The following is a 12967-nucleotide window of genomic DNA, read 5'->3' as shown; positions in this document are numbered from 1 at the left end:
ATGCTGCCGCGGCTGCTGCGCCGCGCCGGGCGGCCCGTCGAGCGCCTCGCCGCGCTGGCGCCGGCCGCGCGCGAGACCCTGGTGCTGGCGATCCCGCAGGTCCCGCATTCGGTCGAGACGGCGGTCGGCGCGCACCTGAGCGGCGCCGGCGCGGTGGTCCATTACGTCGAGAACACGCTGATCAACTCGCTGTTCGGGCTGCTGTGCTGGGACGCCGTGTTCGCGGCCGTGCCCGGCGCCTTCTTCCACCCGTTCCAGCGCGGCCCGGCCGACCTGCACGCGCCCGATTTCCGCGCGCGCCGCGCGGCCGGTTTCGAGGCCTGCCTGGCCGAACTCGAGAGCGGCGCCTATCGCGACACGATCCTGCGCCGCTATCGCGAGAAAGCCGGGCTGCAGTCGCCCTTCGTGTTCTGGGGCGCGCTCGACGACGGCCTGCTGGCGCTGGCGCTCGACTGCATCGACGCGCGCCATCTGCGCCGCTGCTTCGAACGCCTGCTCGACGACCCGCGCGGCAACCGCTCGGGGCTGCCGGACCTGATCCGCTTCTGGCCGGCCGAGCGCCGCTACGAGCTGATCGAGGTGAAGGGCCCCGGCGACCGCCTCCAGGACAACCAGATCCGCTGGCTCGACTACTGCGTGGCGCACGGCGTGCCGGTGCGCGTGATCGATGTCGAGTGGGCGGATGCCGATGTGGATGCCGAAGCGGAGCCGGGCGCATGAGCTACACCGTCGCGGTGCGCGCGATGTGCGAGTTCACCGCCAAGAGCGGCGATCTCGACCTGCGCTTCACGCCGGCGCCCTCGTCGCAGGAGGGCATCATCGGCCACGGCATCGTCACCTCGCGCCGCGACGACGGTTACGAGCGCGAGATCGCGCTGGCCGGCGAGCATGGCGAGGTGGCGGTGCGCGGGCGCGCCGACGGCTACGATCCGGCGCTGAACCGCCTCGAGGAGATCAAGACCTATCGCGGCGACCTGAACCGCATGCCGGCCAACCATCGCGCGCTGCACTGGGCGCAGGCGCGCGTCTACGGGCATCTGCTCTGCAAGATGCGCGACCTCGCGAACCTGACCGTGGCGCTGGTCTATTTCGATGTCGATTCGCATCGCGAGTCGGTATTGACCGAGACGCACAGCGCCGACTCGCTGCGCGACTGGTTCGAGTCGCAGTGCGAGCGCTTCGCCGCGTTCGCGGCCAGCGAGGCCGCGCATCGCGAGGCGCGCGACGCGGCGCTGCGCGTGCTGCCGTTCCCGCATGGCAGCTTCCGCAGCGGCCAGCGCGCGCTGGCGGCCGACGTCTATCGCGCCGCGCGCGACGGCCGCGCCTTGCTGGCCCAGGCGCCGACCGGGATCGGCAAGACCGTCGGCACGCTGTTCCCGATGCTGCGCGCCTGCGGCGACGGTTATCTCGACCGCGTGCTGTTCCTGACCGCCAAGACGCCGGGGCGCGCGCTGGCGCTCGATGCGCTGGCCTTGCTGCGCGCCGCGCACGAGGGCGCGGCGGTGGATGCATCGACGGCCGTTCCACCGCCTGGGAATGCGTCATCCGAAGCCGCAGGTGATTTGCCGTCTGAAGCCTCATCGCCCGAAGCCCCACCTGATGAGCCGGCTGCAGGGGCGCCCCCCACCGCCGCGCCGCTGCCGCTGCGCACGCTCGAACTGGTGGCGCGCGAGAAGTCCTGCGAGTATCCGGACCGCGCCTGCCACGGCGAATCCTGCCCGCTCGCGCGCGGCTTCTACGACCGGCTGGGCGGCGCGCGCGCCCAAGCGCTGGCGCTACGCACGCTGGACCGCGCGACGGTGCGCGAGGTGGCGCTGGCGCACCAGGTCTGCCCGTATTACCTGGCGCAGGAGCTGGCGCGCTGGAGCGACGTGATCGTCGGCGACTACAACTACTACTACGACGGCAGCGCGCTGCTGCACTCGCTGGCGGTGCAGAACCAGTGGCGGATCGGCGTGCTGGTGGACGAGGCGCACAACCTGCTCGACCGCGCGCGCGGCATGTACAGCGCGACGCTCGACCAGTTCGTGCTGGCCGATGCCAAGCGTCACGCGCCGCCCACCCTGGCCGCGCCGCTGGAGAAGCTGAACCGCGAGTGGAACGCGCTCAACCGCGAGCAGGAAGCCGCCTATCTGGTGATGGACACGGTGCCTTCGGCGCTGCTGCTGGCCGCGCAGCGCTTCATCGGGCGCGTCAGCGAGGTGATGGCGGATGCGCCGCTGTCGATCGAGCCGAACGTGCTGCAGTTCGCCTTCGACGCGATGCACTTCGTCAACCTGGCCGAGCAGTTCGACACGCATTCGATCTTCGACGTCACGCGCGTCGAGGGCGAGGCGGCGCGCCAGCGCGGCTCGCGCGGCGGGCGCGCGAAATCGGTGCTGTGCGTGCGCAACGTGATCCCGGCCGATTTCCTCGCGCCGCGCCATGCGCTGGCGCGCGCCACCGTGCTGTTCTCGGGCACGCTGACGCCGTTCCACTTCTACCTCGACACGCTCGGCCTGCCCGAGGCGACCCCGGCGCTCGACGTCGAAGGGCCATTCCGCGCCGCGCAGCTCAAGGTGACCGTGGCCGGGCACGTGTCGACGCGCTGGCGCGACCGCGAGCGCTCGCTGGCGCCGATCGTCGAGCTGATCGCCAGGCAATACGCCGAGCGGCCCGGCAACTACCTCGGCTTCCTGAGCAGCTTCGACTACCTGCGCCGCATCGTCGAGCTGATCCGCGAGAGGCATCCCGAGCTACCGGTCTGGATGCAGGAGCGCGGCATGGACGAGGCCGCGCGCGACGCCTTCCTGGCGCGTTTCCGGGAAGGCGGGCAGGGCATCGGTTTCGCGGTGCTGGGCGGCGCGTTCGCCGAGGGCATCGATTTGGTGGGCGACAAGCTGATCGGCGCCTTCATCGCCACGTTGGGGCTGCCGCGGGTCAACGAGGTCAACGAGCAGATGCGGCGCGCGCTGGAGGTGCGCTTCGGCAGCGGCTACGACTACATGTACCTGTTCCCCGGCATGCAGAAGGTGGTGCAGGCGGCCGGCCGCGTGATCCGCACCGAGCACGACGAGGGCGTGGTGCACTTGATCGACGATCGCTACCGGCGCCGCGAGGTGCAGCGGCTGCTGCCGCGATGGTGGCGGGTGGAGTGACGATCGTCTGGGGCCTGCCCGGGCTCAGGCCGCCTGCTTGCGATCCGCCGCGGCCGATGCGGCGCCCGCGGCCGGCGTTCCCACCTTCCAGACGAAGGGCGGCTCGGTGCCGTTGACCGAGCGATCGCCCACGATGCGCGCCTTGTAGACCACCGGATTGTGCGAGGACACCGTGCGCGCGTTGCGCCAGTGACGGTCGAGATCGCTCGCCTCGCGCGTGGCCGAGGCACCCAGCGCGTTGAACAGATGGGTGGTCGCGCGCAGCACCAGCTCGGTCACCACCACCTGCCCCTGGGCCGATTCGAGCTCGGCGGCGAGGTTGGCTGCATGTTCCCCGGGGCTGTCCGAACCGTCGTGCAATGCATAGGCGAGTTGCGCCGGCTCGGCCGCGCGCAGCGCGATCGCCTCGGCGGCATAGGCCCAGGACGCCACCTCGCCGACCACCTGCAGGATCTGCGGATCGTCGCCGGCGCGCGTGCCGTTGCCGTGGCTGTAGACGCGCCGCCGCTCGCGCACCAGTCGCGCGGCGTCCTGCTCGGCCGCGCGCGCGATGCCGGCCAGCGTGGCGAGGTGGAACAACTGGTAGAAGGCGGTCTGGTAGCGGAAGCGCCGCGAGAACTCGACCAGCCCGTGCGGATCGACGCGCGCCGCCTGGAAGCGCGTGGTGCCGCTGCCGGTGGTGCGCTGGCCGAAACCGTCCCAGTCGTCGACCAGGCTCACGCCGGGCTGGGCCGTGGCCACCGCCGCGATCACCGGGCTCAGGTCGTCGGCGCGCTGCGCGTAGACGTCGATCCAGTCGGCGAACAGGCTGCCCGTCGTATAGAACTTCTCGCCGTCGACCACCCATTCGCCATCGCGTCGCGACACCTTGGTGCCGGCCTCGCCGAGCGCCGCCTCGCCGATCTCGCTCCAGGCATTGCCGACCAGTTGGCCGTCGACGAAGCGCGCCAGCCAGGTGTCGCGCGCCTCGCCGGGCTCGGCATTGAGCCAGTCCTCGACGAAGGCGAAATGGCCGCGCAGCGCTTGCGGCAGGTTCGAATCGGCGGTGCCCAGCTCGATCAGCAGGCGGAACAGTTGCGGGATCGAGGCGCCGGCGCCGCCGGCCTCGGCCGGCACGCGAATCGCGCCGAAGCCGGCCTGCTTGAGCCAGCGGATCGGCTCGACCGGCAGCTCGCGCCGGCGGTCGCGCGCCACGGCGCCTTCGGCGATGCGCGCGAAGATCGGCCGGAAGCGCGCGGCCAGCGTCTCGTAGTCGGTGCCGGTGGACAGCGCGGGAGGGGCGGTGCGGGACATGGGGCGTTCCTTGCGGGGGGACCAAGCCCGATTTATACGAAGCCGCGCGCGGCGCTGGCAACCAAGCAGTTCGGGGATCGATATTCCGGGCAAGGGAAAAGCGTCGGCAAGGGACCCGGCGCGGGCTCCGGGATGGATGCCGCCGTCGTGCCCACCCCGGCGGCAAGCGCCCGTTCAGCCGCGGCGTTGCACGGCCGGATCGGCCAGCAACTCGCCAAGCGTGCGGATCGCGCGCTCCAGCTCGTCCGACCAGGGATGGCCGAAGTTCAGGCGGATGCAGTTGGCGAAGGCATGCGAGGCCGAGAAGATCGGCCCCGGCGCGAGCCCGACGCCGCGCGCCAGCGCCCGCGCGTGCAGGGCCATCGCGTCGATCTCCGCGGGCAGCTCGATCCACACGAAGTAACCGCCTTGCGGGCGGGTCCAGCGCACCTCGCGCGGCAGCCAGCGGGCGATGGCGCGCGCCAGCGCCTCCAGCTGGGCGGCCAGCGCCGCGCGCAGCCGGCGCAGATGGCGGTCGTAGCCGCCGTGTTCGAGATAGTCGGCCAGGCCCGCCTGCACCGGGATGCTGGCCGAGATGGTGGTCATCAGCTTGAGGCGCTGCACGCGCGCCGCGTAGCGGCCCGCCGCCGCCCAGCCGATCCGGTAGCCCGGCGCCAGCGTCTTCGAGAAGGAACTGCAGTGCATCACCAGGCCATGGCGGTCGAAGGCGCGCGCCGGCAGCGGCGCGCGGGAGCCGAAATGCAGCTCGCCATAGACGTCGTCCTCGATCAGCGGCACCTGGTGGCGCGCCAGCAGCTCGACCAGGGCGCGCTTGCGCGCATCGGCCAGCAGCGCGCCGGTCGGATTCTGGAAGCTGGTCATGAACCAGCAGGCGCGGATCGGATGGCGCGCCAGCGCCTCGGCCAGCGCGTCGAGGTCGAGGCCGCGTTCGGGATCGACGGGGATCTCCACCGCGCGCAGGTCGAGCCGCTCGATCGCCTGCAGGGCCGCGTAGAAACCCGGCGCCTCGACCGCCACCACGTCGCCCGGCCGCGTGACCGCCATCAGGCACAGGTTCAGCGCCTCCAGCGCGCCGTTGGTGACCACGATCTCGTCGTGCGGCTGGGCGATGCCCAGGCCCAGGTAGCGCAGCGCGATCTGGCGGCGCAGCGCCTCGTTGCCGGGCGGCAGGTCGACCACCGTGCTCCACGGGTCCAGCTCGCGCGCGGCCGTCGCCAGCGATTTCGCCAGGCGCGGCAGCGGGAACAGTTGCGGGGCGGGGAAGGCCGAGCCGAGCGGGGCGATGTCGGGGCGCTTGACCGCGTCCAGCACCGAGAACACCAGTTCGCTGATGTCGACGCGGGTGGAGGGCGCATGCGCGCGGGCGTCGTCGCCGGCACCGGCCTGGGGCCCGGCCGCGGCGGCGGAGCTGGCAGCCGCCGCCGCCAGGCGCGCACCCGGCGCGACGTAGTAGCCCGAGCGCTCCTGGGCCCGGATCAAGCCCCATTCCTCGAGCAGGTAGTAGGCGCGGAACACGGTCGACTGGCTCACGCCGTGCTGGGCGATGATCTGGCGCAGCGAGGGCAGGCGCGCGCCGACCGCCACGTTGCCCGAGCGGATTTCGTCGGCGAGCGCGTGCGCGAGCGCCTCGTAGCGCGTGGTCGCGGCGCTCGGGCCGGCGCGGCGGCTCATCGGTAACGGGCGCGCTGGGAGCAGGGCGCGGGCAGGCGGGGCATGGCGTGGAGGCGGAAACGTCGGTCGGCGCATTGTAGGGGATCGATCGCCGATCGAACAACGCGGAATCGATCGAGGGGGGCGCCGCGGGACGCGACATCGGGCTTGAAAGGGGGCTCGGATCGGGGCGGCACGACGAACCAAGCCGGTCGCGAGTCGAGCCGGCGCGAACCGGATGTGGCCCGAACCAATCGCGGCTCGAACCAGGCATGGCGCCGAACGAGCACGGCCCCAAGCAAGCACGGCCCCAAACAAGTACGGCCCCAGCAAGCACCACCCCCAGCAAGCACCACCCCAAGCAAGCACCACCCCAGCCGCTCCGCCCTTGCGGTGCTGACCAGCCGAACGCTATGCTGATCGCCCAAGCGCCGCCGGCCCGCCCGGCCCGATCGATCTTCCAGGGAGACACCTCCATGCCGTTTTCCGCCGGTTCCTTCGACGCGGTCACGGCCGCGCTGCTCGCCGCGGTCGCGCCCTCGCGCGTGCTCGATATCGGCTGCGGCGCCGGCAAGTACGGGCAGATGGTGCGCGCGGCGCTGCCCGAGGCGCGGCTCGAAGGCGTCGAGATCGAGCCGTCCTATGTCGAGAAATACGGCCTCGACCGGCTCTACGACCCGCTGCACCTGATGAGCGCCACCGAGATCCCGGCGCGCATGGTCGACGAGATGTTCGACCTGACCATCATCGGCGACTGCATCGAGCACCTGCCGAAATCGGCCGGCCTCGACCTGCTCAACTTCCTGACCTATCGCTCGGCCTACACCGTGATCGTGCTGCCCGAGGCGGCGATCCAGAATTCGGTGGACAACGTGCTGTCCGAGGCGCATGTCTCGGTCTGGTCGGAGCGCGACTTCGGCTGGCACGACAACTGGGCCTGGGCCCAGGTCTGGCAGATGCAGTATTTCATCCTGCGCGGCTACGCGCCCGCCCGCATCAGCCTGGCCGACCTGGTCGCGACGCTGCATGCGCGCCAGTTCGTGCTCGAATACGACTGGGTGCGCGCGCCGCTGGCCTTCACCCACGTCAACCACACCAAGCTGGTGCCGACCGGCGACGGACGCAGCGTCTACTGGCGGCAGCAATAGCCGCGAGGCCGGCCGCGCCTCGACAGGCGGCGATGCGCCTTTGTGCCGGCTGCCGGCGGCGCGCCCGCCTGCCGGCCTTCCCAGCGCAGCCCATTTCCATTTCAGGTTTAATCGCTTGGTCGCGCCGATGCGCGGCACTAGCATGGCGCATCGGCTCTCATCGCGCCGCCTGCCGCGCCTCGCGCGGCCCCGGCGGCTTCAACGATTCCATGGAGGACAGGCAGATGGCAAGGCGTTCACTCGGCAACTCGGAGATCCAGGTCTCGCCCATCGCGTTCGGCGGCAACGTGTTCGGCTGGACGGCCGACGAAGCCACCTCGTTTTCGCTGCTCGACGCGCTCGCGGACCACGGCATCAACTTCATCGACACCGCCGACGTCTACTCGGCCTGGGTGCCGGGCAACCAGGGCGGCGACTCGGAAACCATCATCGGCAAGTGGCTCAAGCGCAGCGGCAAGCGCGACAGCGTGGTGATCGCCACCAAGGTCGGGCTGCTCGAGGCGCGCGCGGGGCTGTCGCGCGAGAACATCCTGAAGGCGGCCGACGATTCGCTGCGCCGCTTGCAGACCGATTACATCGACCTCTATTTCTCGCATCGCGACCTGGCCGACACGGCCTCGCTGGAGGAGACCCTGGGCGCCTATCGCAGCCTGGTGGAGGCGGGCAAGGTGCGCATCATCGGCGCCTCGAACTACAGCGGCGCGCGGCTGCGCGAGGCGGCCGAGATCAGCCGTCGCGACGGCCTGCCGGCCTACCAGGTAATCCAGCCCGAGTACAACCTGTACGATCGCGCCGAGTACGAGAGCGATCTCGAGCCGGTGGTGAAGGAGCTGGGCCTGGGCGTGATCAACTACTACGCGCTGGCCAGCGGCTTCCTGAGCGGCAAGTATCGTTCCGAGGCCGATTTCGGCAAGAGCCAGCGCGGCTCGCGCGTCGAGAAGTACCTGAACCCGCGCGGCCTGCGGATCCTCGAGGCGCTCGACGCAGTGGCCGGGCGGCATCGCTCGACGCCCGCCTCGGTCGCGCTGGCCTGGCAGATCGCGCGGCCGAGCATCACCGCGCCGATCGCCAGCGCCACCTCGCTCGAACAACTGAAGGCGCTCGGCGAGGCGATCCGCCTCGAACTGAGCGCTGCCGACGTGCGCGAGCTCGACGAGGCCAGCGCCCCGGCCTGAGCCGCCCAGGCCGATCCTCATCCGCCGTGGCCGGCCCGCATGCGCTCGCATGGGGCCGGCGCGGTGTCTTTCGCGGCGCTTCAGCCGCCCGTTCTCGAGTCCGGCCCGGGCACGGGAACTGCTCATCGCCCCTCGACCATCGTGCTTCGGGCGAGGCTCGCGAGCCGGTCATTCATCAGCTTTATCGCCGACGATGCGCGCGGGTTGCATGCGCAACCATCCCGTCATCTAGATGTTTCCGGGGCGAACAGCCCGAATCGCGCGAGGATCGGTCAGCCCGCCACGATGGCGATATCTCCTTGGCTATTTTTTACCGATCGCCATGAATGATTTATCGAATGCCGGATGAAATGATTCATTCGAAATCGTTGAATGGCGCCGGCCGATCATTTCATTCGCGTCGATACCGGCGCTACGCGCCACCGTACCGGGATTCGCGGATTCGGCGACGATCTGCTCGGCAATGACGCAGCATCCATCGCGTTCGGCAAGTCCTGGACAACATTGTGTCGTCACTGTGACGCTTTTCGGCAAATGGATTTGCCATCATTCGTTATTTGGCTAGAATCGCCGTATTCAAAAAAAGGGCGGTCCGGTGGCGCCATGCCATGACCTTGTGGTTTGCCCGCTTGCCGATCGACGCACTGGAAATCGATGACGAGACGCCGCCTGTTCGATAAGCGGGAGCCAGACTCCCGCAACGACGCCGCCGATACGAGATACGCCCGAGCCGCACGAATGGCGCGCATCATGCGCCGCTGGTTCGGCGTGGCCGCGTTGCTGGCGAGCGCGCCTGCCGCGCTGGCCGCCGACGATGCACCGACGGCCCAGGCCGACGCGCCCGCGGCATCCGCTCCCGCCGTTCCCACCGCCGCCCCGCTGAAGTCCGCCGCGCAACCGTCCTTCGCGCTCTATTACGGCAAGCAGCCTCCCGTCGAACTGCTGTCCGCCTACGACGCGGCGGTGGTCGAGCCCGACAGCGGCTTCGATCCGCTCGCGCATCCGCTGCCGCACACCACCTGGTTCGCCTACGCGAGCGTCGGCGAGGTGCTGCCCTCGCGCGACTATTACGCGAGCATCCCGAAGAACTGGTTCGCCGGCAGCAATGCCGCCTGGGCCTCGCGCGTGATCGACCAGGGCCAGCCCGACTGGCCGGCCTTCTTCGTCGATCACGTGATCCGCCCGCTGTGGGAGAAGGGCTATCGCGGCTTCTTCCTCGACACGCTCGATTCCTACCAGCTCGCCGCCACCACCGACGAGGCGCGCGCGCGCCAGCAGGCCGGGCTGGTCGCCGTGATCCGCGCGATCCGCGCGCGTTATCCGGCCGCGAAGCTGATTCTCAACCGCGGTTTCGAGATCCTCCCGCAGGTGCACGAGCAGGTCTACGCGGTCGCCTTCGAATCGCTCTATCACGGCTGGAACCAGGCCCAGCAGCGCTACGTGGCGGTGTCCCAGCCCGATCGCGACTGGCTGCTCGGCCAGGCCAGGACGATCCGCTCCCAATACGGCCTGCCGGTGATCTCGATCGACTACTGCGCGCCCGGCGATCGCGCCTGCTCGCGCGACGCGATCGAACGGATCCGCGGCGACGGCCTGGTGCCCTATGTGACCGACGGGGCGCTGGCCACCATGGGCGTGGGCGCGGTCGAGCCGCTCAAGCGCCGCATCCTGGTGCTGCAGGACCCGCCCGCGCGCACCGACCTGAACGTCTCGCCGGGCGTGCGCTACCTGGCCATGCCGCTCAACTATCTCGGCTACCAGGTCGACTACGTGGACGCGCGCGGGGAACTGCCGGGCGGGGCCTTGTCGGACCGTTACGCCGGCATCGTGCTCTGGCTCAACAACGACGTGCCGCGCGGCGCCGCCTATCGCGCCTGGCTCGAGGCGCAGGTGGACGCGCACATGCCGATCGCCGTGTTCACCTCGTTCGGCACGCCGATGGACGTGCAGCTCGCGCGCAAGCTCGACCTGACCATGGTGGACGGCGCGCCCGCCAAGGGCCGCCTCGAGGTGGAGAACTACGACCCGCGACTGATGGGCTTCGAGATGAAGCCGATGCCCGATCCGCGCGACTACACGGCGGTGCGGGCCGGCGCGCACAGCCGCTCGCTGCTGCGGCTGCGCTCGGGCGCCTTCGAGATCGACGGCGCCGCGCTCACGCCCTGGGGCGGTTACGTGATGCGGCCGTTCGGCGTCTACTCGCTGGGCGCCGTCAACCAGTCGCGCTGGGTCACCCAGCCGCTCGAATTCCTGCGCGCCGCGCTGCGCCTGCCGGCCGACATGCCGGTGCCCGACACCACCACCGAGAACGGCCGCCGCCTGCTGATGTCGCATATCGACGGCGACGGTTTCGCTTCGCGCTCCGAGTATTCGACCGCGGCCATGCCCAACGCCCCGGCCACGCCGCTGTATTCCGGCGACGAGCTGTACCGGCTGCTGCGCGATTCGGGCATGCCGACCACGGTTTCGCTGATCGAGGGCGAGGTGAGCGACGATGGCCCGTATCGCGCCTTCGCCGCGCATCTGCGCGGGATCGGCCGCAAGCTGTTCGAGCTGCCGAACGTCGAGGTGGCCACCCATACCTACACGCACCCGCTGCAATGGATGCGCGTGACGGGGCTGGGCGTGTCCGACGACGACGCGCCGGCCGAGGGCGGCGGCACCGCGAGTTCCAGCGGGCTGTCGATCGACATCCCCGGCTACCGCTTCAGCATCGACCGCGAGGTGGGCGGCTCGATCTCCTATATCGACCGCGAGATCGCGCCGGCCGCCAAGCCGGTGAAGATGGTGCTGTGGAGCGGCGACTGCCAGGTGCCCGCGCCGGTGCTGAAGGCGGCCTACCGCGCCGGGGTGCTGAACATGAACGGCGGCGACACGCTGATCACCCAAAGCTACCCGAGCTGGACCGCGATCGCGCCGCTGGGCGTGATGAAGGACGGCTACTACCAGGTGTTCGCGCCGAACCAGAACGAGGAGCTCTACACCGACCTCTGGCACGGCCCGTTCTACGGCTTCACGCGCGTGCTGGAAACCTTCGCGATGACCGACGCGCCGATCCGCTTCAAGCCGATGGACATCTACTACCACATGTTCTCGGGCACCAAGCTGGCCTCGATGAAGGCGCTCGAGACCATCTTCAAGGCGGTGCTGGCGCAGCCGGTCACGCCGGTGTTCTCGTCGGACTACGCGCGCAAGGTGCTCGACTCGCTGGACATGAGCATCGCGCGCGACGGCGATGCCTGGGTGATCCGCGATGCCGGCCGCCTGCGCACGGTGCGCCTGCCGGCCGGCAAGGTGCCGGACCTGCGCGGCGCCACCGGCGTGGCCGGCTACGCGCCGGGCCCGGGCGGCACCTACGTGCACCTGAGCGGCAGCCAGGCGCGCTTCGCCGTGATCGACGCCGCCCAGGCGCCGCGCATCCCGTACCTGGCCGACGCGAACGGCTCGCTCGACAACTTCGAGCGCAACGCGCGCGGCTTCTCCTTCGACCTGCATTCGCTGATCGCGCCGCAGTTCCGCCTGGCCAATGCCGGCGCCTGCCGCGTCACCCGCCATCCGCTTGCTTCCACCCCTTCGAGCCTGCATGTTGACGTCGCCTGCGACATCTGAGCGCCAGCGGTTCTTTCCGCTGCCCGTGGTGCTGGTCCTCGGCGTGCTGATCGGCGCGCTGCTGCTGCTCGCCTATCCGCGCAGCAAGCTCGACGTGCGCGTGCTGGCCGGCACCGACAGCCTGTCGATCGCCTACCTGGAGGCCTGGCTGCGCATCGAGCCGAACAATGCCGAGGTGCAGGCGGTGCTCACGCGCGCCTACCTGCGCGGCGGGCGCAGCGCCGACGTGGCGCGCATGCTCGACCGGCTCGATGCCGCGCAGGATGCGTCGGCGCGCCAGAACGCGCTGGCGATCCGCATCTCGATCGCGCAGCGCAAGCTCTACGCGCTCAAGCCCGACGATCCGGCGCGCGCGGCACGGATCCGCGAACTCGACGCGCTGCTCGCGCAGGCGGTGGACCGCCCCTGGGACCTGGAGGCGCTCGGCGCCCTGGCGCGCCAGGCGCGCGGGCTCGGCGACAACGCGCTGGCCGGCCGCTATTACGCGCGGCTCGCGCAGCAGGATCCGGCGCATGCCGAGGCCTGGCTCGCCGAGCTGGCGGCCACCCGGCTCGGCGGCCAGGACTATCGCGCGGCCGCCGATGCCTGGTTCGCGCTGCAGGCGCGCGCCGCCACCCGGGCGGCGCGGCGCGATGCCTTCATCGCCGGCGTCAAGGCGCTGCAGTCGGGCAACGACATGGGCGGCGCGATGGCCGCCGCGCAGGCGCACCTGGGCGATCTCGGCGACGATCCCGACACGCTGCGCTTCCTGTCGAACGTGGCGCTCGCGGCGGGGCGGCCCGATCTGGCCGCGCAGTATGTGAAGCGCTTGCTGCAGGTGCTCGGCGATGCCGGTGTCGCCCGAGGTCGCGCCGAGGATGTTGAGGGTCTCGCCGTGCTTGGCCAGCGTGTACTCGAACAGGTTGCCGAGCAGCTGCATGGCCATGTCCTTGAACGCCAGGGTCGGGCCGTTCGA

8 protein-coding genes and 1 pseudogene are annotated in these 12967 nt (G+C 70.7%); 6 read left to right on the top strand and 3 right to left on the bottom strand.

Features of this window, described 5'->3' with window-relative positions; translation table 11 throughout:
* Positions 1 to 720 (top strand): VRR-NUC domain-containing protein (locus F3J18_RS31285; protein ID WP_166915984.1); only part of this gene is annotated, 720 nt, incomplete at its 5' end.
* Entirely contained in the window at positions 717 to 3137 is a 2421-nt protein-coding gene (locus F3J18_RS31280) for an ATP-dependent DNA helicase (protein ID WP_166915982.1), read from the top strand. The genes F3J18_RS31285 and F3J18_RS31280, both read left to right, overlap by 4 nt.
* 24 nt (positions 3138 to 3161) lie before the next feature.
* Here the strand turns inward: F3J18_RS31280 and F3J18_RS31275 are convergent, their stop codons facing one another.
* Together F3J18_RS31275 and F3J18_RS31270 are read right to left on the bottom strand one after the other, a co-directional pair.
* Positions 3162 to 4430 (bottom strand): acyl-CoA dehydrogenase family protein, encoded by a 1269-nt coding sequence (locus F3J18_RS31275; protein WP_166915980.1) that lies wholly within the window; start codon positions 4428 to 4430, stop codon positions 3162 to 3164.
* Positions 4431 to 4604: 174 nt separating this feature from the next.
* Positions 4605 to 6101 (bottom strand): PLP-dependent aminotransferase family protein, encoded by a 1497-nt coding sequence (locus F3J18_RS31270; protein WP_166915978.1) that lies wholly within the window; start codon positions 6099 to 6101, stop codon positions 4605 to 4607.
* Positions 6102 to 6556: 455 nt separating this feature from the next.
* On the opposite strand from F3J18_RS31270, the gene F3J18_RS31265 reads away from it, so the two are divergent.
* On the top strand, positions 6557 to 7228 hold the full coding sequence (locus F3J18_RS31265) for a class I SAM-dependent methyltransferase (RefSeq protein WP_205195633.1): 672 nt from the start codon (positions 6557 to 6559) through the stop codon (positions 7226 to 7228).
* A gap of 224 nt (positions 7229 to 7452) precedes the next feature.
* Complete coding sequence (locus F3J18_RS31260) at positions 7453 to 8403, top strand: aldo/keto reductase (protein ID WP_017919837.1); 951 nt, start codon at positions 7453 to 7455, stop codon at positions 8401 to 8403.
* A 303-nt stretch (positions 8404 to 8706) separates the two neighbouring features.
* On the opposite strand, the gene F3J18_RS31255 is transcribed toward F3J18_RS31260, so the two are convergent.
* Entirely contained in the window at positions 8707 to 8937 is a 231-nt protein-coding gene (locus F3J18_RS31255; RefSeq protein WP_166915974.1) for a hypothetical protein, read from the bottom strand.
* Positions 8938 to 9141: 204 nt separating this feature from the next.
* Here F3J18_RS31255 and F3J18_RS31250 point away from each other — a divergent pair, with 204 nt between their 5' ends.
* Both F3J18_RS31250 and F3J18_RS31245 read left to right on the top strand, forming a co-directional pair.
* Positions 9142 to 12012 carry a bifunctional glycoside hydrolase 114/ polysaccharide deacetylase family protein gene (locus tag F3J18_RS31250; RefSeq protein ID WP_240154761.1) on the top strand — a complete coding sequence of 957 codons (2871 nt, stop codon included), beginning with the start codon at positions 9142 to 9144 and terminating at the stop codon, positions 12010 to 12012.
* Positions 11987 to 12967, top strand: a pseudogene (locus F3J18_RS31245) (hypothetical protein); the annotation flags it as partial. The gene F3J18_RS31250 and the pseudogene F3J18_RS31245, both read left to right, overlap by 26 nt.

This window comes from Burkholderia sp. Ax-1720, from assembly GCF_011753035.1.
Lineage (GTDB): Bacteria > Pseudomonadota > Gammaproteobacteria > Burkholderiales > Burkholderiaceae > Burkholderia > Burkholderia gladioli.
The sequence above is the reverse complement of the archived record's forward strand: the minus strand, read 5'-3'. Positions and strand labels throughout refer to the sequence as shown.

Coding starts and splice junctions, on each gene's coding strand:
- F3J18_RS31280 (WP_166915982.1), top strand. CDS start 717: ATGAGCTACACCGTCGCGGTGCGCGCGATGTGCGAGTTCACCGCCAAG.
- F3J18_RS31275 (WP_166915980.1), bottom strand. CDS start 4,430: ATGTCCCGCACCGCCCCTCCCGCGCTGTCCACCGGCACCGACTACGAG.
- F3J18_RS31270 (WP_166915978.1), bottom strand. CDS start 6,101: ATGAGCCGCCGCGCCGGCCCGAGCGCCGCGACCACGCGCTACGAGGCG.
- F3J18_RS31265 (WP_205195633.1), top strand. CDS start 6,557: ATGCCGTTTTCCGCCGGTTCCTTCGACGCGGTCACGGCCGCGCTGCTC.
- F3J18_RS31260 (WP_017919837.1), top strand. CDS start 7,453: ATGGCAAGGCGTTCACTCGGCAACTCGGAGATCCAGGTCTCGCCCATC.
- F3J18_RS31250 (WP_240154761.1), top strand. CDS start 9,142: ATGGCGCGCATCATGCGCCGCTGGTTCGGCGTGGCCGCGTTGCTGGCG.